The following is an 18,413-nucleotide window of genomic DNA, read 5'->3' as shown; positions in this document are numbered from 1 at the left end:
TCAAGGTAATACACTAACCCATCATGGTGACCTGGATCTCCATTTATTGCGGGCTCAGCCGATCGGGTCCAGAAGGATCCCGTCTTCGTCGCTGTGCAGCATCAGCCCGGGACGGAAAGTCACCGAACCGAAGCGCAGTTCCACGTCAGGGGAGCCCGAGTCCAGTTTCTGGCTCTTGCGCGGGTTGGTGCCCAGCGCCTTGATTCCCAGGTCCAAGGTGGCCAGTTCCGCCGAGTCCCGCACGGCGCCGTGGATGACCAATCCGGCCCAGCCGTTCTCCAGTGCGGTCTTGGCGACCATGTCACCGAGCAGTGCGCAGTCCAGGGATCCGGCTCCGTCAACCACCAGCACCTGCCCGTTGCCGGGGGTGGCGACAATCTGCTTGAGGATGGAGTTGTCCTGGTAGCAGCGCAGGGTGCGGATTGGGCCGCTGAACTTGGTCCGCCCGCCGAAGTTGCGCAGCTGGGTGGAGACCGACTGCAGGGTCTCGTCGTCGTCGAACAGATCGCAGGTGGAAAAATCCTGGGGTGCCGAAGCGTTGGTGTTGTGCATGCCTAGTCCTCCTGTGGGTGGAAGGTCAGCCGGCTGGTGCCCAGACCTTCGATGCTGGTTTCCAGTACGTCGCCGGCCTTGAGCCAGGGGCGGCGGCCGTTTTCGTCCTTGCGTGAGACGGCCACCCCGGCCGGGGTGCCGGTCAGGATCAGGTCCCCGGGCTGCAGTTCGGTCATCGCCGAAATGTAGCTGACCAATTCGGCCACATTGAAGACCAGGTCATCGGTGGAGTCGTCCTGAACCAGCTGCCCGTTGACCTTCGTGGTGATCCGCGCCCCGGGGGAAAATTCGTCGGCCGTGACCAGCCATGGGCCGACCGGGGTGGAGGCGTCCCAGGCCTTGCCCTGCAGCCACTGCCGGGTGCGGCCCTGGTAGCCGCGCATGGAGATGTCATTGGAGATGGCGTACCCGGCGATGTGCCGGTGCGCGTGCTCGGCGGGGATCCGCCGTCCCGGGGCGCCGATGATCACCGCCAGCTCACCCTCGTAGTCCACCCGGTGGTCCTCGCCGGGGATTTCCACGCTGTCGTTGGCGCCGGTGAGGCTGGAGGCGAACTTGGCGAAGATGGTGGGGTACTTCGGTTCCTCCATCTGGACCTCGGCGATGTGGTTGCGGTAGTTCAGCCCAATGCACAGCACCTTGGAGGGATTGGGGATCAGTGTGGCGTACACCAGCCCGGCGTGCGGCTGCGGCTGGCTGGCCCGGGCCTGCTCCAGGGCCTGCTGCCGCCGCTCCTCCTCGGCCCGCAGGAAATGCTGCACATCCGGGAATCCGGGAAGCAGCTGGGCGCCGTGGTCGCTGATCAGCGCGGCGGCCGTGGGCGCCGCTAAATCGGGGGTGCGAAGGGTGGCAAGTTTCATGCCCCCATCTCACTACAAGTGGCCTGCGGCACGCCAGTCGATGTCATTTTCTATTGTGGTTCGTGAGTGAACTAATAAGCCCAAGTCAGACGAGAAATACCGGTGTATCAATTGGAAGTGATCTAGCCAACTAGCTAAGCTAGAGGATGCCGGACCGCGAAATTCCGCGGATTTGGTGCATTTTTCGTAACTAGAGTGAAGCAGGTTTTGATGTGGGAGATTTCATTGGCGAGCGATATCGCCAAATACTGTTGGCCTCCTGGCAACACTTCTCGCTGGTAGGTCAATGCCTGATCCTGGCCACCGTCATTGCCGTAGTGCTGGCGGTGCTGGTGTACCGCAGCAAGGCGCTGGCGGGCGTGGCCAACGGCATCAGCGCCATTGGTTTGACGATCCCTTCCTTCGCGCTGATCGGCCTGCTGATTGTGCCGGTCGGTTTCGGCGTTACCCCCGCGGTCATTGTGGTGACCTTCTTCGCCGCGCTGCCGATCCTGCGCAACGCGATCGTGGGCCTGAACAATATTGAACCCAGCCTGGTCGAATCCGCCCGCGGCATCGGAATGACCCGCCTGGGCACCTTGCTGAAGGTTGAGATTCCCATGGCGTGGCCGGTGATCCTGACCGGCATCCGGATTTCCGCCCAGATGGTCATGGGCGTCGCGGCGATCGCCGCCTATTCGCTCGGCCCGGGTCTGGGTGGAATGATCTTCTCCGGCCTTTCCCGCCTCGGTGGCGCCAACTCCCTGGAATCCGTCGTTGTCGGCGTGGTGGGAGTGGTCATCCTGGCCCTGATTCTTGATTTGATCCTGATCGGCATCGGCCGGCTCACAACCCCGCGAGGTATCCGTGTCTGAGAACAACGCTAGAGAAGACAACAACATGGCCGCTAACGGCAAGACCGCAGGCCAGGACGGTGCCCGCACCGGCAGCACCGCCGCGAACGGCGCCGCTGAGGGCGTCACCGGCGCCTCGATCATGCTGCAGGAAGTCACCAAGACCTATCCGGGGCAGAAGAAGTCCGCGGTGGGCGGACTGACCCTGGAGATTCCGGCCGGCTCCATCGTGATGTTCGTCGGCCCCTCGGGCTGTGGCAAGACCACGACCCTGAAGATGATCAACCGGCTGATCGAGCCGACCAGCGGGCAGATCGTGATCAACGGCGATGACGTAACCAAGATGAACGGTGATGAGCTGCGCCGGCGCATCGGCTACGTGATCCAGGCCGGTGGATTGTTCCCGCACATGACGGTGGCCACCAACATCGGCATGGTGCCCAAGATGCTGGGCTGGTCCAAGGAGAAGATCGCAGCCCGCGTGGACGAGCTGCTCGAGCTGGTTTCCCTGGATCCGGAGCTGTACCGCGACCGCTTCCCGAAGGAGCTGTCCGGCGGACAGCAGCAGCGCGTGGGCGTGGCCCGCGCCCTGGCCGCCGACCCGCCGGTGCTGCTGATGGATGAGCCGTTCGGCGCCGTGGACCCGATCACCCGCCAGCGCCTGCAGGATGAGCTGCTGAACATCCAGTCCGAGGTGCAAAAGACCATCGTGTGCGTGACCCACGACTTCGATGAGGCCGTCAAGCTCGGCGACTGGATCGCCGTGTTCAACGAGGGCGCCCAGCTGGAGCAGTACGATTCGCCCGAACGCATCCTGGCCAACCCGGCCAGCGAGTTCGTGGAGAACTTCATTGGCTCCGGTGCCGGGCTGAAGCAGCTGACCCTGACCCGCGTGAACGAGGTCGAGCTGGAGGACGCGGTCACCGCGACCCCCGGCCAGCGCGCCTCCGATGTGCTCTCCCAGGTGCAGGGCGCCGGGGCGAAGTACGCGGTGGTGCTCGATTCGCGCGGCCGCCCGCTGCGCCGGCTCACCCGCCGCCAGCTCTCCCGCGCGCAGATCATCGAGGGCACCTATGACCCGAACCTGCCGTCGGTGGGCTGGCAGGCGACCCTAAACGACGCGCTGGACACCATGCTGGTCTCCAGCACCGAATCCGCCATCGTCACCGGACGGCGCGATGCATACGCCGGAATCATCACCGTGCAGACGGTGATGGAGGCGATCTCCGCGGCCAACGCGGCCGCCGGGGCGGACCACGAGGCACCGGTGGGCCTGAACTCCGGGGCGATCAGCCAGGTCGCCCTGCAGGACGGTGAGGACCAATGACCGCCGAACGACGTGGACTGCTCTACCAGCTGATCGGGATCCTGGTGGCCTTCGGGCTGCTGGTGGCCTGGCTGCTGACCGCAGACCTGAGCGACACCGAACGCCAGACGCTGGACCCGTCCACCATTTGGGGGTACACGGTGGAGCACCTGCAGATCACGGTGCTCGCCGCCCTGGTGGTGCTGGTCATCGCGATCCCGCTGGGGATCCTGCTCACCCGTCCCGGCATCCGCAAGGCGGCGCCCACGGTGCGCGCGATCGCCAACGTCGGGCAGGCCGCCCCAGCCATTGGCCTGGTGGTGCTGCTGGCGTTCTGGCTCGGCTACGGGCCGATGACCGCCGTGGTGGCGCTGGTGCTCTACGCGATCCTTCCGGTCCTGTCCAACACCATCATCGGCCTGCAGCAGGTCGACCAGCGGCTGGTGGAAGCCGGCCGCGGGATCGGGATGAGCCAGATGGCGGTCCTGTTCAAGGTGGAGCTGCCGCTGGCGGTTCCGGTGATGCTTTCGGGCATCCGCACCGCCCTGGTGCTGCTGGTGGGTACCGCCACCCTGGCCACGTTCATCAACGGCGGCGGACTGGGCATCCTGATCACCACCGGGGTGAACCTGTCGCTGAACACGGTGCTGGTGGCCGGCTCGCTCTTGGTGGCCCTGCTGGCGGTGAGCGTTGACTGGATCGGACGCGTGGTGGAAACCGCGGCTCGACCGAAAGGACTGTCGTGAAAAACAAGCTGAAGCTGACCGCGCTGGGCGCTGCGGCGCTGCTCGGCCTGACCGGTTGCGGGCTCTCCCCGTCCACCGGCACCGTGCCGCCCTCCGCCCCCGGCGAGATCCAGCCCATCCCGGGCCTGTCCGAGGAGAAGCCGAAGGTCACCGTGACCTCCAAGTCCTTCACCGAGCAGCTGATCGTGGGCAAAATCGCGGTCATCGCACTGCAGACCGCCGGGTTCGACGTCACCGACCTGACCAACGTGCCTGGTTCGCAGCCGGCGCGTGAACTGCTGGTGAGCAACGCGGCCAACATGGTCTGGGAGTACACCGGCACCGCCTGGCTGACCTACCTGGGCCACGAGGAGCCGGTGCCCGGCGCCGAGGCGCAGTGGAAGGCGGTGCGTGATGAGGACGCCAAGAACGGGCTCTATTGGGGTGCTCCGGCGCCGCTGAACAACACCTACGCCATGGCGATGAATGAAGAGACGGCCAAGGAGCTGGGGGTCACCAAGCTCTCCCAGCTCAAGGACCTGGACAAGTCCGAGCTGACGTTCTGCGTGGACCCCGAGTTCAACTCCCGGCGTGACGGGCTGACCCCGATGCTGGAGGCGATCGGGCTCAAGCGCGGCAGCGACGTGCCCGAATCCAACGTCGGGCTCTATGACGTGGGGGCCATCTACTCGGCCACCGCGGACGGGGCGTGCAACTTTGGCGAGGTCTTCACCACCGACGGGCGCATCAAGGCGCTGAACCTGACGGTGTTGGAGGATGACGTGGAGTACTTCCCCAGCTACAACATGGCCCCGGTCATTAACGGTGAGTTCTATGAGCAGTACCCGCAGGTGGCGGACGTGATGGCACAGATCGCCCCGCTGCTCACCGATGAGGTGCTGATGGACCTGAACTACCAGGTTGACGTTGAGGGCGGGGAACCGGCCGACGTGGCCTTCGCATGGATGGTCCAGGAAGGCCTGGTCACCGAACCCTGACCGGGCCGCGGATCGGCGAGGAGCCGGTGATCCGCGCCCAGCAAAGAGCACAGGGCCCGCAGATTACTCTGCGGGCCCTGTGCTCTTTGCGTTCCCCCGCACTGGATAGCGCTCAGGATGTGATGCGGGGGAACGGGTGAGGGGTGCAGGGACGGCGGGGTCTGTCCGCCGCCCCGGCACCGAGCGGCGTGGGAAGACTACTTCTCCTCGCCGCCGCTGGCCGCGGTGTGGCTTTCGATGACCGCTCCGTAGAACGGCATGGCCAGTTCGGCGAAGGTTTCCGCGGTGCCCGCACCGCCCGGGTTCTTCCAGTCGCGCAGCAGCTCGGAAATGACACCGACGGTGCTGTTCAGGGTGACCCCGGCCTGCTGCAGGCGCAGCAGCGAGGTTTCCCGGGCGAGCTTGTTGGTCGTGCCCGAGGCGTCAACGATGGCATGCACGTTGTAGCCGCGGGCCCGGGCCGAAAGGGAGGCGAACATCAGGCAAACATCGGTGATGACGCCGGCGATCACCAGGTTCTTCTTCCCGGTGGCCTTCACCGCTTCTTCGAAGGCCGGGTCGTCCCAGGCGTCGACTTCACCGGTGCGGTGAATGATCGGGGTTTCATCACCCAGTTCTCGGGTCAGCTCCGGGATCAGCGGACCGTTGGGGCCGGTGGGAGCGGAAGTGGTGGCGACGACGGGTACATCGAAGACCTTGCCGATCTTGGCCAGGGCCTGGGCGTTGCGACGTACTTCGAGCTGATCGTGGTCCTGTACGCCGAGGATCAACCCGGACTGGTGGTCGACCAGCAGGATGGCTGTGTTCTCGGGGGTCAGGCGGTCATTGGGGTATCCGGCTAGCTCGGTCATCTTGTCCTGCCTTTCGGTTGGTGTCCCGCGGGCGGGTGCCCTCGGAATCCGATTTCCATGTGTTTGCATGTAGATCCTGTAACCCATTGGGTTCCCGATCCATTCCCGGCCCCGCGCATGAGGTGCGCCACCGGGAGCTGTGTCGTGGGCGTCACGATAGCGGCGGGTCCGCCCCGTGTCGAGTGCCGCGGTGCGCGGGGTGCTTTGGGGCAGCCGGAGGCGGCTGACGCACTACGGGATATGTCGAAGTGTGGCGAATTAGTTGACGCATCACCATCGGGTGTGCAATGGTTAAGAGCGAAGCAGTTGAAGCGTCAATCATTTTTTGGCGTTGCGCTACCGCCCATACGACACACAAGGAGCAACCTTTTGACTACTGCCGCAGCTACCGACCTGACCACCGGAACCTGGAACCTGGACGCCGCCCACAGTGAAGTCAGCTTCGTCGTTCGCCATGCCGGCATCTCCCGCGTCCGCGGCAACTTCACTGACTTCGACGCCACCTTGACCGTCGGTGACTCCCTGGCCGACTCCGCCGTTGAGGCGACCATCCAGGTTGCCTCGGTAAGCACCAAGGATGCGAACCGCGACGCCCACCTAAAGGGTGAGGACTTCTTTGACGCGGAGAACTTCCCGGTCATGAGCTTCCGCTCGCTGCGCGCCGAGGGCGGGGACGAATTCACCCTGATCGGTGAAATGACCATCAAGGGCGTCACCAAGGAAGTTGAGCTGGAGGCGGAGTTCGGCGGCCAGACCGTTGACCCGTTCGGCATGACCCGGGCCGGCTTCAGCGCCACCACAACCATTTCCCGCAAGGAATTCGGCATCACCTGGAACGCCGCCCTGGAGGCCGGCGGAATGCTGGTCAGCGACAAGGTCAAGATCGAGATCGACGCGGCCTTCGTCCTGCCGGCTGCCGAGTAATACACCGCCTGGGGGCACACACCGCAAGAATGAGCAACGCCAGCGACCTTCCATGAAAAAGGTCGCTGGCGTTGCGCTGTTTTAAGGGCCGTTGCGGGCCAGGCGCGCTGCTAGAGCATCTCGGCGCGCAGCTGGTCCGGGGACTTGGGCGACAGCAGCCCCGGGGCCACATCGAACACGGTTTGCGCGCCGGTGATCCCGGCGCGGTTCATCCGGTGCACCGCCCGCGCGTAGGCCACCAGCACGCTGGAGGTGAATTCGGGGTTCGAACCCAGCGCCAGGGAGTATTCGATGACCTGGTTCTGTTCGGCACTGGTGTTGCCCGAGCGGATCACGAATCCGCCGTGGGGCATGTCCGAATGCTCGGCGGCCAGGGTCTGGGCGTCAATGAAGTGCACCGTGGTGTCGTACTGATCGAAGTAGTGCTCCATGCTCACAATCGCCTCGCGCACCACCTCGGGATCCGCTGCATCCTCCAGCACGACATAGCATTCGCGCTGGTGCTTCTGCCGGGTGCTCAGCGTGGGGCGCTGGCCGGCGCGCACCAGGTCGATCGCTTCCTGGCTGGGGATCGTGTACTGCACCCCGGCGGCCACCCCCGGCACGCGGCGCACCGCGTCGGAGTGGCCCTGGCTCAGCCCGCGGCCCCAGAACGTGTAGGTTTCCCCGTCGGGCAACAGCGCCTCGCCGTAGACGCGGTTGATGGAGAACATTCCCGGATCCCACCCGGCGGAGATCAGTGCGGTCTTGCCGCCGGCCCGGGCCGGGGCGTCCACGGCCGCGTGATACTCCGGGATCCTGGCGTGGGTGTCAAAGCTGTCCACGGTGTTGAACTTCGCGGCCAGCGCCGGTCCCTGCTCGGGGAGATCGGATTTGGAACCGCCACAGAGAATCAGCACGTCAATGGCGTCGGTGTGGGCATCCAGCTCGGCCATCGCGTAGCGCGGGGCCGGGGAAGCCAGCTCAAGGCTCTGCGGGTCGCGGCGGGTGAAGACCCCCACCAGTTCCATGTCGGCATTCTTCGCCACGGCCGCCTGGACCCCGCGGCCCAGGTTCCCGTAACCGGCAATTCCAATTCGAATCTTCTCAGGCACGTGCTTCCTATTCCTTGGCGCAATAATTCCTTCCCTTACGCTAGCCGTTGGCCACGGCGGGGGTTAAACGCAGGAACGGATATTACCGGCGCGTGGGAAGGCGCCGGCCTGGAACTGGGTGAAGCTAGCTATTGGAGTAGAAGCTGGCCATGCCAAAGAGCACGAGCAGCCCGGCCAGCACCCACAGTGCGCCAAGGAAGGTGCCCAACCAGCCGGTGACCTTTCCGACCGTTGCCGCCGTATTGTAATCGCGTTCGGCCTTGTTGGCCTTGGAGATGGCAATCGGCCCCAGGATGATGCCCAGGGCGCTGAACACCAAGGCCAGGATGCCCAGGATCATCGAGGTCTGGGCCAGCTGGCCGCCGGTGAACTGTTCGCGGGAATTGTACTGCTGCGGCTGCTGCGTGCCGCCGGGGGTCTGGCCATGGAACTGGGGCGGCTGATTGAAGGAACCCGAGTCGTAGGACGGTGCGCCCTGTGAGTACGGGTTGGTCGGTTCGTTGCTCGGCGTTGACATGTCGATTCTCATTCCACTGGTGGCGGCTGATTTCAATTCAAGCAGGTTCGCCACCGGGCGACCAGCCACTGCGGTGAGTTCTAGGCTCCCAGGGTGGCCTGGGTGCGTGGGTGTGCCATGCTGGAAGGATGGATCTGAGGGTTTCTCGCACGTTGAGCATTCCGGCCGTCGAGCTGGAATGGCGATTCTCGCGGGCCTCGGGACCCGGCGGCCAACATGTGAACACCTCGTCCACCCGGGTCGAACTGTCCTGGAACATCGCCGCCTCCCATGCCCTCTCACCGGGGCAGCGCGAACGCCTGCTGGAACGGCTGTCCTCCCGGCTGACCGACGGGAGCATCACGGTTTCGGCCGCGGAGCAGCGTTCGCAGCTGCTCAATCGGCGCAGCGCCCAGGAAAAGCTGGGTCAGATCATCGCCGCTGCGCTCGCCCCGGATCCGCCCAAGCGCAGGGCAACGAAGCCAACGAAGGGATCCCAACGCCGCCGTTTGGAGGCCAAGGCCCAGCGCTCGCAGACCAAGGCGCAGCGGCGGCGGCCAACCCTGTAAGCCGAGGCGGTGCACGCTCATCCGACGAATGTGCCGCAATCAGGGCCGCTCCCATGCCTGCGAGATTCCATCAGTTCCCGGCGAAGCATGGGGCCATGCCCAGGCGCAACGCGTCGTATTTTCGGCCGTTGGCCGTTGGCCGTTGGTCTCGCACATCGCACAGAGCGTCTTTTGCGGTGGGACTTCGATTCTGCTGTGGAACGCAGCTGGTCGAGATGGAGAACGGCAATGAATTCTCCGGGGCGCTCCGAGGTGGCGGAGCATAACCGACCACTTGAGCAATCTGGTTTGGCAGAAAAGTTCACTCGGCGTGCCATCATGCTGAGAGACCACGCGTACCGGTCCGCGATGCCTGCGGTGCGTCGGTGGCAGCTCGTGGAGACGGCATCTCGCGGCAAAGACTTGAACGCTGTTCAATAAAACGGTATACAGTTGACATACCTTTTATTGAACAGTGTTCAGCATTCCGCTCTTGGTGTGCCGGGCACATGTACCGCGCGAAAGGCCGGCCACATTATGACCACCATCAACAGCAGGACGCACGCCGCAGCGCCACCGCTATCTCAGCAGGCCGCCGCCTCGCCGACCCTGGACGGGCAGCTGGACGTGTATGAGCTGGCTGCACGCATTGAGGCAGGGCACCGGCTGACACGGGAGGAGGCCCTGGCCGTGTTGCGAGTTCCCGATGCGGCAACCCACACCCTGGTGGCGGCCGCCGGCAGGCTGCGCCAGAAATTTTTCGGCAACACCGTCAAGGTCAACTACCTGGTCAACCTGAAATCGGGGCTCTGCCCAGAAGACTGCACCTACTGTTCACAGCGCCTGGGGTCCAAGGCCGAAATCCTGAAATACACCTGGCTCAAACCCCAGGAGGCGGTGCACCAGGCCGGACTGGGCGTGGCCGGTGGAGCCTCGCGGGTCTGCATGGTCGCCTCCGGCAAGGGACCCACCGACCGCGACGTGGACCGGGTGGCCACCATGATTGGACAGTTGAAGGACGAGCACCCCGAGGTGGAGGTGTGCGCCTGCCTGGGCATCCTGAAGGAGGGGCAGGCCGCGAAGCTGCACGCCGCCGGGGCCGATGCGTACAACCACAACCTGAATACCGCCGAATCCCTTTATCCGGAAATCTGCTCCACGCACACCTACCAGGACAGGGTGGACACGGTCGGCCAGGCCCGCCACGCCGGGCTCTCACCCTGCTCGGGACTCATCGTGGGCCTGGGAGAGAACCCGGAACAGCTGGTCGAGGCCGTGTTCGCACTGCGTGACCTGGAAGCCGACTCCATCCCGGTGAACTTCCTAATGCCCTTCGACGGGACCCCGCTGGAAGGCACGTGGCTGCTGACGCCCCTGGGCTGCCTGCGGATCCTGGCGCTGGTGCGCCTGGCCTGCCCCCAGGCCGAACTGCGCATGGCCGGTGGTCGTGAAATGCACCTGCGCACGCAGCAACCGGCCGCCCTGCAGGTGGCCAACTCGATCTTCCTGGGGGACTACCTGACCAGCGAGGGGCAGGCGGCCGCCGCTGACCTGGCGATGATCGCCGACGCCGGATTCATGGTGTTGGGCCAGGAAGACGTGGATCCCAACGAGCTGGCCCGCCGCGTGCACGCCTCGAAGAACCGCGATGCCCGCCAACCGGCCACAGGCTGCGGCGGCGGATGCGCCAGCACCTGCGGCACCGCCGGGACCGGATGCCCGATCGGCGCCGCGGGACCGGCTGCGGGCGTCGAACCGGTGCTGCGCCGTCGCGGTGCAGGCACCAGCGAAAGCCCGAACGCATGAAACCCGCCGGGAAATCTGCGCTCCACCCTGGACCCGCGGCACCGCCCCCGCCCTTGGCCGGCAGCGTCCTGGACAGGGATGCCGGGCTGCTCTGGCATCCGTACAGTACCCTGGGGGCCGGGGCCCGCTATGAGGTGCAGGAGGCCGAGGGCGTCTGGCTGAATCTCGCCGATGCCTCCGGGCGCTACCGGGTGATCGATGGCATGTCCTCCTGGTGGTCCGCCGTCCACGGGTACCGCCACCCGCGGCTGGATACGGCCGCGCGGAAACAGCTGGAGCAATTCAGCCACGTAATGTTCGGGGGACTGACCCACGCACCGGCCGTGGAACTGGCCGAACGCCTGACGGCCCTGACACCGGGCAGCCTGAACCACGTGTTCCTGGCCGACTCGGGATCCATCTGCGTGGAAGTGGCACTCAAATTGGCGCTGCAGTACCAGCACGCCCGGGGGCAAGGAGAACGTCAACGCGTCGCGGCCCTGCGCGGGGGCTATCATGGGGACACCTTCGCCACCATGGGAATCTGCGACCCGGTGGACGGGATGCACGCGCAATTCAGCGGCCAGGGACCCGAGCACGTATTTCTGCCCCGCCCGCCCTCCGCCGTGCCCGAACCAGGGGGCGGCTGGCAGGTTGATGAGACCGAGCTTTCGGAGTGGGAGACCCAGGCGCGGGCCGGGATCGCTGCGCACTCCGGGGAGCTGGCCGCCATCATCTGCGAACCGGTGCTGCAGGGCGCCGGAGGCATGCACGTCTACGCGCCGCAGGTGCTGGGGGTGCTGCGCCAACTGGCCGACGAGCACGGCCTGCTGTTGATCTTTGACGAAATCGCCACCGGATTTGGCCGCACCGGGCGCCTCTTCGCCAGCCAATGGGCCGGGGTCATCCCGGACATCATGTGCGTGGGCAAGGCCCTGACCGGCGGCTACCTGAGCCTGGCTGCGACGCTGTGCACCACCGCGGTGGCCCAGACGCTGGAGCGCAGCGGTTCACCGCTGCTGCACGGGCCCACCTTCATGGGCAATCCGCTGGCCTGCGCAGTGGCCAACGCGTCGCTCCGGCTGCTGAGCGAACCGGATCCGCAGGACAAGGGCGCCGCCCGCTGGCAGGGGCAGGTCAACGCCCTGCAGGACGGGCTGCGCCGGACACTGGGCGAAGCGAGCGGCTTCAGTAGTGTCCGCCAGGTGCGGGTACTGGGCGGGGTCGGGGTCATCCAGCTGCGTGAGCCGGTGCGGATGGCCGAAGTGACCGCCGCCGCGGTTCGCCGGGGTGCGTGGGTGCGCCCCTTCCGCGACCTCCTCTACGTGATGCCGCCCTATGTCACCGGCAGCCGGGAACTGGAGCAGCTGGGGCAGGCGGTCGTGGCGGCGGTAGGCCAAGTCCATGGACGCTAGCCTCCACAGCCCAGCGCAGGAATCGGCACGAGGCGGGGAACTGCCGGAGCACTGGCACGGGTGGCTCGCCGGGCGGCAACGGGTGCGCCAGGTCCGTCACTTCCAACGCCGCGACACCAGTCGGACCGGGCTGCTGGATCTGGCGTCCAACGACTACCTGGGGCTGTGCGGGCACCCGGCGGTGCGGCAGGCCGCGACCCAGGCGCTGCAGGAGCAGGGCGCCGGCGCCGGAGCCAGCCGCATCGCCACCGGCACGCTGCCGGTGCACCGGGAGCTGGAAGACGCCTTGTGCCGCTACACCGGACGGGATGCCGCTTTGGTGTTCTCCAGCGGGTACACCGCCAACCTGGGCCTGTTGCAGGCACTGGGCGGTCCCGGCAGTCTGTTCATCCTCGACGCCCACGCCCATGCGAGCCTGGTGGACGGCGCCCGGCTTTCCGGGGCCGCGGTGCGCACCGCCGGGCACAATGACCTGGCTGGGATGAGACGGATCCTGGAGGAACACCGGCAGCAGGCCCGGGCAAGCCGTGCGCCCTCACGGGTGGCGGTGGTGGTTGAGTCCCTGTACTCGGTGCTGGGGGACAGTGCCGACCTGGGCGCTGCGGCCCGCTTATGCCAAGAGTACGGTGCGTTGCTGGTGGTTGACGAGGCGCACTCCCTGGCGGCCACCCCCGGCGGCAGCGCAGTGCGTGCTGCCGGGCTGCAGCACAGCGCCCACGTGCTGGTCACCGCAACCCTGTCCAAGGCACTGGCCGCCCAAGGCGGGGCAGTGCTGCTCGGTGGTCAGCAGGCGGGCCTGCTGCGCGAGCACCTGCTGAACACCGCACGGACCTTTATCTTTGACACCGCATTGAACCCCGCCGCCGCCGGGGCCGCCCGCGCAGCCCTGCAGCTGGCCGACGCCCCGCGGCGCGCCCGGCTGATGCGCAACGTTGAGCTGATCGGGAACACCCTGGTCGCGGCTCCCGGCTGGGACGCGCGGGTGGAGCGTGGGACCGGGCCGATCCTTTCGGTGCGGATGGGCAGTCCCGCCACCGCGGTCCGCGCCACCGGATGCCTGGCGGTGCAGGGGATTTCCGTGGCCTGCTTTCGCCCGCCCAGTGTTCCGGATGGCATCTCCCGGTTGCGCATCACCGGGCACGCCCACCATGAAACCACTGTGCTGCAGGAGGCACTGCACGCCATCATCAGCACCGTCACCCAGGAGGAGCATTCATGAGCTGCCCGTTCGCCACCGAACCCAGCATGCCCGGCCCACCGGCAACGACAACACGACGGGCGCCGTTGGGCGGAAACCTGCACCGGGCCTACCCGCCACAAATCACCGAACGCTACCGCATCATCGAGGATCCGCAGCAGGTGCGCCGGATCCTGCTGCGCCCGGAACTGTTCACCCCGGATAATGCGCTGCTCACCGCGATCGACCTGGCCCCGAGCGCATTGCGGATCCTCGCGGCCGAAAAGTTCTTCCTGCCACCGGTGCTGGCCAGCGCCAGCGGGCAGGAGCACCGCCGGGTGCGGCGCATCGTTGCCGGGTTCTTCAGCCCCGCCAAGGTGGCCGCCCAACGCGGGTTCGTGCAGCGTCGGGCGCGGGAGATCTGCGAGGATCTGGCCGCCGGGACCGAGAGGGAACCGGTGGACCTGAGCGCACGGCTGGCCGCGCCGATTCCGGCAGAGGTGATGCAGCGCCTGAGCGGGGTGCCGGTGCCGCCGGCGGACCTGCTCAAGCGCTTCAGCCGCCACTCACTGGAATTGTTCTGGGGGTGGCCGGATCACCAGCGCCAGCTGGAGCTGGCACGCACCGCCGCGCAATTCCACGCCTGGCTGCGCCATAGCGTCCTGCAGGCCATCGCCGCCGGGGACGGAAACCTCTACGCCGAACTGCACCGGGAAGGGGTGGACGCGGACCGGATCCGCTCGCTGGGCTACTTTTTGACCATCGCCGGCCAGGAGACCACGGCATTGCTCATCCACACCGTCCTGCACACCGCGCTGGACCGGGGCCGCTGGGAGCAGTGCGCCCACAACCCACACACCGCCGCGCAGCTGGTCGGTGCGGTTCTGGCCGCCCAGTCCTCGGTGCCGACCTGGCGGCGCGTCGTGGCCCGGGACACGGTATGTGGCGGTGAGCAATTCTTGGCTGGCCAGCAGCTGGTGTTGCAGCTGTCCGGAGGCCAACTGGGCCGGGAGCAGGATGATTCGCTGGCCTTTGGACTGGGAGTGCACCGGTGCCTGGGGGCCGGGCTGGCCCGGATGCAGGCCGAGGAAGTGCTGCGCACCGCAGCGCAACAGCTCCCGGGACTGACCCTGACCGAGCCGGAAACGCCTTGGCTGCATCTGCTCTCCTTCCAGGCCCCGCTCACGGTACCGGCACGGCTGGCTGCGGCCGGGGTGCGGGCATGAGCGGGGATGCCGCCAGGATCCTGGCGGTCACCGGGACCGATACCGAGGTCGGCAAGACCGTAGTCACCGCGGTCCTGGCCGCAGCCGCCCTGCAGCGCGGCCACCGCGTGGCGGTCTACAAGCCCACCCAGACGGGGGTGGGGCCGGGCGAGGAAGGGGACGTGCAGGCGGTCGCGCGCTGGCTGTCGCACCCCGCCCAGCTCACCGTGGCCGAAGGGGTGCGTCTGGCCCCGGCGATGGCGCCACTGGATGCGCTGGGCCAGGAAGCGCGGCGTCGTCCCAGCGGCGGCGCCGGTTCACTGCCGAGTCTGCAGGAGCATGTGCGTCGGGTGGGGGAACTGGCCCGCACCCATCAGGTGGTGCTTGTGGAGGGGGCCGGCGGCCTGCTGGTGAAGCTCACGCAGCAGCAGCAGACCTTGGCGGACCTGGCCAGGGAACTGCACGCCCGGCCGGTCCTGGTGACGCGACCGGATCTGGGAACCCTGAACCACACCGAACTGACGCTGGAAGCGGCCAGCCAGCGTGGGCTGCGTGAGGGCCTGCTCGTGATGGGCAGCTGGCCGGGGCAACCGCAGGCGCTGCACGAAGTGAACCGCGCGAACCTGCGCGGGCTGGCCGCAAACTTCGGCTGGACGTGGGCGCCCGGCCCGCTGGCTGGCGTGGTTCGGCAGGGCGCGGGAACGCTCACCGCACGACTGCACGCCGCCGGGCAGAAGATTGCCCAGACCGGGGAGCTGTGGGAAGCGCGGGTCAGCGCTGCGCACCGGGTGCGGCCAGGGCGTTGATCGCGGGGCTGCGCCCGGCCAGCTGCGCGGCGGTGGCGGTGATCATCTGCTGCATGGCCGCCGCCGCCCGGGTCAACCCCACATCCTTGCGGTGGGCCAGGGAAATGGTGCGGGTCAGGGAGGGCTGCTCCAGCCGGCGGGTATGGAACTCGCTGCGGTCCAGCAGCACCGTGGCCGGTACGACCGCCACCCCCAGGCCGAGCTGCACGAAACGCAGCACCGCATCCATCTCCCCGCCCTCCAGGACCACGTTCGGTTCCAGATTGCAGCTGCGATAGGCCTGCATGGTGGCTGCCCGCAGGTCATAGCTGGGGGAGAAGACGATCTGCGGCACCGGGGCCAACTGGGCCAGGCTCAGCGGGCCCTGCCCCGCCGGCAGCTGGCCGGCCTTGGCGGCAATGACCATGAGCTCCTCCGAGAGCAGCGGAATGTCATCCAGGGACTCGAAGGCGGCCGGTTCGTGCTCGGAGGCCACCACCAGGGCCAAATCCAGTTGACCGGCCGAGAGCTGCTCCAGCAGCAGACGCGAACCGGCCTCGCTCAAGTGCAGCTCGATTCCCGGATAGCGCCGGTGGAACTCACCCAGCACCATGGCGACCAGGGAAATGCACATCGAGGGCGGGGCACCCAGCCGCACCCGGCCGGCACGCAGCCCGGCCAGCTCCTGCATCTGGTGGCGGATCCGGTCGGCATCGGCCAGCATCCGGGAAGCCAGCGGCACCAGCGCTTCCCCGGCCGGGGTGAGGGTGATGTTGCCGCGGGCGCGGTGGAAAAGCTGGGATCCCAGCTCGGATTCCAGAGTGGCGATCTGCCGGCTCAGCGAGGGCTGGGCCAGGTGCAGCTGCTCGGCGGCCCGGGTGAAGTGACCCAGGTCCGCGACGGTCAGGAAACTCTTGAGCTGGTCGAGGTTCATGGCTCCAGCCTAAAGGACGATAGTCAAAACGCATCGAAACCAGAAAAATAATTCATTGGACTAATAGTTGTCGGGTTTCTAGCGTGGAAGCCATGGGTATGAACAGCTCCGTCGCGGGCAACAACGGCGACACCACGAACAACGAATCCAACGACAACGCCACCGGCCACCGGTTCGACGGCGGCACCGGCAAGATCCGGGAACGCAAGATCTCCACCGCCGTGCTGGTGATCGGCACCGGCGGATCCGGGCTGCGCGCAGCCATTGAACTGGCCGAACTGGGGGTGGACGTGCTGGCCGTGGGCAAGCGCCCCCGCCACGACGCCCACACCTCCCTGGCCGCCGGGGGCATCAACGCCGCGCTGGGAACCATGGACGCCGAGGACAGCTGGCAGCAGCATGCGGCGGACACCATCAAGGAAAGCTATTACCTGGCCAACCCGCACACCGTGCAGATTGTGGCGCAGGGAGCGGCCGAGGGCATCGCGGACCTGGAACGCTACGGGATGGGTTTTGCCCGTGAAGAGGACGGACGGATCTCCCAGCGCTTCTTTGGTGCCCACACCTTCCGCCGCACCGCGTTCGCCGGGGACTACACGGGCCTGGAAATCCAGCGCAGCCTGGTCCGCCGCAGTGAACAGCTGCAGGTCCCCATCCTGGATACCGTGTACATCACCGACATCCTCACTCATGACAACCGCGTGTTCGGCGCGTACGGCTTCGACGTGAACAACGGCACCCGCTACCTGATCCACGCCGATGCGGTGATTCTGGCCGCCGGCGGACACAACCGCATCTGGCGGCGGACCTCCTCCCGGCGCGATGAGAACACCGGGGACTCCTTCCGCCTGGCGGTGGAGGCCGGGGCCCGGCTGCGCGACCCGGAGCTGGTGCAGTTCCACCCCTCGGGGATCATTGAACCGGAAAACGCGGCCGGCACCCTGATCTCCGAGGCAGCCCGCGGCGAGGGCGGCATCCTGCGCAACGGGCTGGGGGAGCGGTTCATGGAACGCTACGACCCGCAGCGCATGGAACTGTCCACCCGCGACCGGGTGGCGCTGGCGGCCTACACGGAAATCAAGGAAGGACGCGGCACCAAGAAGGGCGGGGTCTGGCTGGACATCTCCCACCTGCCGCGCCAGCTGATCATGGAGCGGCTGCCGCGGGTGTACCAGACCATGCTGGAGGTGCAGATGCTGGACATCACCCGCGAACCCATCGAGATCGCGCCGACCGCGCACTACTCCATGGGTGGGGTGTGGGTGCGTCCCGAAGACCACTCCACGCACGTGGAGGGGCTGTACGCGATCGGTGAGGCCTCCAGTGGCCTGCACGGGGCGAACCGCCTGGGCGGCAACTCGCTGATTGAGCTGCTGGTGTTTGGGCGGATCGTGGGCCGGGCGGCCGCCGAGTATTCGGCCGGGCTTGAGTCCCACACCCGTTCGGCCGCCGCGGTGACGCGGGCCCGCAGCGAGCTGGAGCGGCTGCTGGCCGCCGACGGACAGGAAAACGTGCGCTCCCTGCAACGGGCGATCCGGGACATGATGACCGAGTGCGCCGGGGTGGTGCGTGACGAGGCGGGCCTGCTCGAAGGGCTGCGCCGGCTGGATGAGATCGAAGCGCGGATGGCCAACGTGGGAATCCACCCGGACATTGCCGGCTTCCAGGACCTGGCGCACGCCTATGACCTGAAATCCGCGGCGCTCTCCGCCCGGGCCACCCTGGAGGCGGCGCTGGAACGGCGCGAAACCCGCGGCTGCCACAACCGCAGCGACTACCCCGAGCAGGATCCGCAGCTGCAGGTGAACCTGGTCTGGTCCCCGCACGGCGGGGTGGTGCGCGAGTCGATCCCGCCGGTGCCCGCCGAGATCAGTGAGCTGATCGGTGAGGTGGACACGGCCGGGAAGCTGGTGGAGTAGTCCCGC

18 protein-coding genes are annotated in these 18,413 nt (G+C 67.1%); 12 read left to right on the top strand and 6 right to left on the bottom strand.

What is annotated here, in order from left to right:
* Window positions 1–54 precede the first annotated feature (54 nt).
* Both rraA and GcLGCM259_RS12530 read right to left on the bottom strand, forming a co-directional pair.
* On the bottom strand, window positions 55–552 hold the full coding sequence (gene rraA / locus GcLGCM259_RS12535; RefSeq protein WP_138926799.1) for a ribonuclease E activity regulator RraA: 498 nt from the start codon (window positions 550–552) through the stop codon (window positions 55–57).
* A 2-nt stretch (window positions 553–554) separates the two neighbouring features.
* Complete coding sequence (locus tag GcLGCM259_RS12530) at window positions 555–1,412, bottom strand: fumarylacetoacetate hydrolase family protein (RefSeq protein ID WP_138926798.1); 858 nt, start codon at window positions 1,410–1,412, stop codon at window positions 555–557.
* A gap of 212 nt (window positions 1,413–1,624) precedes the next feature.
* Here GcLGCM259_RS12530 and GcLGCM259_RS12525 point away from each other — a divergent pair, with 212 nt between their 5' ends.
* From GcLGCM259_RS12525 to GcLGCM259_RS12510, 4 genes are all read left to right on the top strand, one after another.
* Window positions 1,625–2,266 carry an ABC transporter permease gene (locus tag GcLGCM259_RS12525; RefSeq protein ID WP_138926797.1) on the top strand — a complete coding sequence of 214 codons (642 nt, stop codon included), beginning with the start codon at window positions 1,625–1,627 and terminating at the stop codon, window positions 2,264–2,266.
* A gap of 121 nt (window positions 2,267–2,387) precedes the next feature.
* Window positions 2,388–3,572, top strand: a complete 1,185-nt coding sequence (locus GcLGCM259_RS12520; protein WP_138176147.1) for an ABC transporter ATP-binding protein — start codon at window positions 2,388–2,390, stop codon at window positions 3,570–3,572.
* Window positions 3,569–4,297: an ABC transporter permease gene (locus tag GcLGCM259_RS12515; RefSeq protein ID WP_138926796.1), complete on the top strand. Its 729-nt coding sequence runs from the start codon at window positions 3,569–3,571 to the stop codon at window positions 4,295–4,297. Before GcLGCM259_RS12520 ends, GcLGCM259_RS12515 begins: the two co-directional genes overlap by 4 nt.
* The gene (locus GcLGCM259_RS12510) at window positions 4,294–5,274 is read left to right on the top strand and encodes a glycine betaine ABC transporter substrate-binding protein (protein ID WP_138926795.1); all 981 of its coding nucleotides are present in this window, start codon (window positions 4,294–4,296) and stop codon (window positions 5,272–5,274) included. Before GcLGCM259_RS12515 ends, GcLGCM259_RS12510 begins: the two co-directional genes overlap by 4 nt.
* A 197-nt stretch (window positions 5,275–5,471) precedes the next feature.
* On the opposite strand, the gene GcLGCM259_RS12505 is transcribed toward GcLGCM259_RS12510, so the two are convergent.
* Entirely contained in the window at window positions 5,472–6,125 is a 654-nt protein-coding gene (locus GcLGCM259_RS12505) for an isochorismatase family protein (protein WP_138926794.1), read from the bottom strand.
* A 369-nt stretch (window positions 6,126–6,494) separates the two neighbouring features.
* Here GcLGCM259_RS12505 and GcLGCM259_RS12500 point away from each other — a divergent pair, with 369 nt between their 5' ends.
* Window positions 6,495–7,049, top strand: a complete 555-nt coding sequence (locus GcLGCM259_RS12500; RefSeq protein WP_246049585.1) for a YceI family protein — start codon at window positions 6,495–6,497, stop codon at window positions 7,047–7,049.
* 110 nt (window positions 7,050–7,159) lie between these two features.
* Here GcLGCM259_RS12500 and GcLGCM259_RS12495 read toward each other — a convergent pair whose 3' ends face one another.
* A complete protein-coding gene (locus GcLGCM259_RS12495; RefSeq protein ID WP_138926793.1) occupies window positions 7,160–8,143 on the bottom strand; it encodes a diaminopimelate dehydrogenase in 984 nt (327 codons plus the stop codon).
* Between the two features lie 124 nt (window positions 8,144–8,267).
* Complete coding sequence (locus tag GcLGCM259_RS12490; RefSeq protein ID WP_138926792.1) at window positions 8,268–8,660, bottom strand: DUF4190 domain-containing protein; 393 nt, start codon at window positions 8,658–8,660, stop codon at window positions 8,268–8,270.
* A gap of 128 nt (window positions 8,661–8,788) precedes the next feature.
* On the opposite strand from GcLGCM259_RS12490, the gene arfB reads away from it, so the two are divergent.
* The 6 genes from arfB (at window position 8,789) to bioD (ending at window position 15,575) form a co-directional block, all read left to right on the top strand.
* A complete protein-coding gene (gene arfB / locus GcLGCM259_RS12485) occupies window positions 8,789–9,208 on the top strand; it encodes an alternative ribosome rescue aminoacyl-tRNA hydrolase ArfB (protein ID WP_138926791.1) in 420 nt (139 codons plus the stop codon).
* A gap of 516 nt (window positions 9,209–9,724) precedes the next feature.
* Complete coding sequence (gene bioB / locus GcLGCM259_RS12480; protein WP_138926790.1) at window positions 9,725–10,993, top strand: biotin synthase BioB; 1,269 nt, start codon at window positions 9,725–9,727, stop codon at window positions 10,991–10,993.
* Window positions 10,994–11,046: 53 nt separating this feature from the next.
* A complete protein-coding gene (bioA, locus tag GcLGCM259_RS12475; protein ID WP_246049583.1) occupies window positions 11,047–12,387 on the top strand; it encodes an adenosylmethionine--8-amino-7-oxononanoate transaminase in 1,341 nt (446 codons plus the stop codon).
* Complete coding sequence (locus GcLGCM259_RS12470; protein ID WP_138926788.1) at window positions 12,377–13,606, top strand: aminotransferase class I/II-fold pyridoxal phosphate-dependent enzyme; 1,230 nt, start codon at window positions 12,377–12,379, stop codon at window positions 13,604–13,606. The genes bioA and GcLGCM259_RS12470 overlap by 11 nt, the downstream gene beginning before the upstream one ends.
* A complete protein-coding gene (locus tag GcLGCM259_RS12465) occupies window positions 13,603–14,790 on the top strand; it encodes a cytochrome P450 (protein ID WP_246049581.1) in 1,188 nt (395 codons plus the stop codon). The genes GcLGCM259_RS12470 and GcLGCM259_RS12465 overlap by 4 nt, the downstream gene beginning before the upstream one ends.
* Window positions 14,787–15,575 carry a dethiobiotin synthase gene (gene bioD, locus GcLGCM259_RS12460; RefSeq protein ID WP_138926787.1) on the top strand — a complete coding sequence of 263 codons (789 nt, stop codon included), beginning with the start codon at window positions 14,787–14,789 and terminating at the stop codon, window positions 15,573–15,575. Before GcLGCM259_RS12465 ends, bioD begins: the two co-directional genes overlap by 4 nt.
* On the opposite strand, the gene GcLGCM259_RS12455 is transcribed toward bioD, so the two are convergent.
* Window positions 15,541–16,488, bottom strand: coding sequence for a LysR family transcriptional regulator (locus GcLGCM259_RS12455; protein ID WP_138926786.1), 948 nt, complete (start codon window positions 16,486–16,488; stop codon window positions 15,541–15,543). The genes bioD and GcLGCM259_RS12455 overlap by 35 nt on opposite strands.
* 92 nt (window positions 16,489–16,580) lie before the next feature.
* Between GcLGCM259_RS12455 and GcLGCM259_RS12450 the strand changes: the two genes are divergently transcribed.
* The gene (locus GcLGCM259_RS12450; protein ID WP_246049579.1) at window positions 16,581–18,407 is read left to right on the top strand and encodes an L-aspartate oxidase; all 1,827 of its coding nucleotides are present in this window, start codon (window positions 16,581–16,583) and stop codon (window positions 18,405–18,407) included.
* Window positions 18,408–18,413 lie beyond the last annotated feature (6 nt).

Origin of the sequence: Glutamicibacter creatinolyticus (assembly GCF_006094275.1) — a bacterium.
Classification (GTDB): Bacteria; Actinomycetota; Actinomycetes; order Actinomycetales; family Micrococcaceae; genus Glutamicibacter; species Glutamicibacter creatinolyticus.
This window is presented reverse-complemented; position numbering and strand designations above follow the sequence as displayed.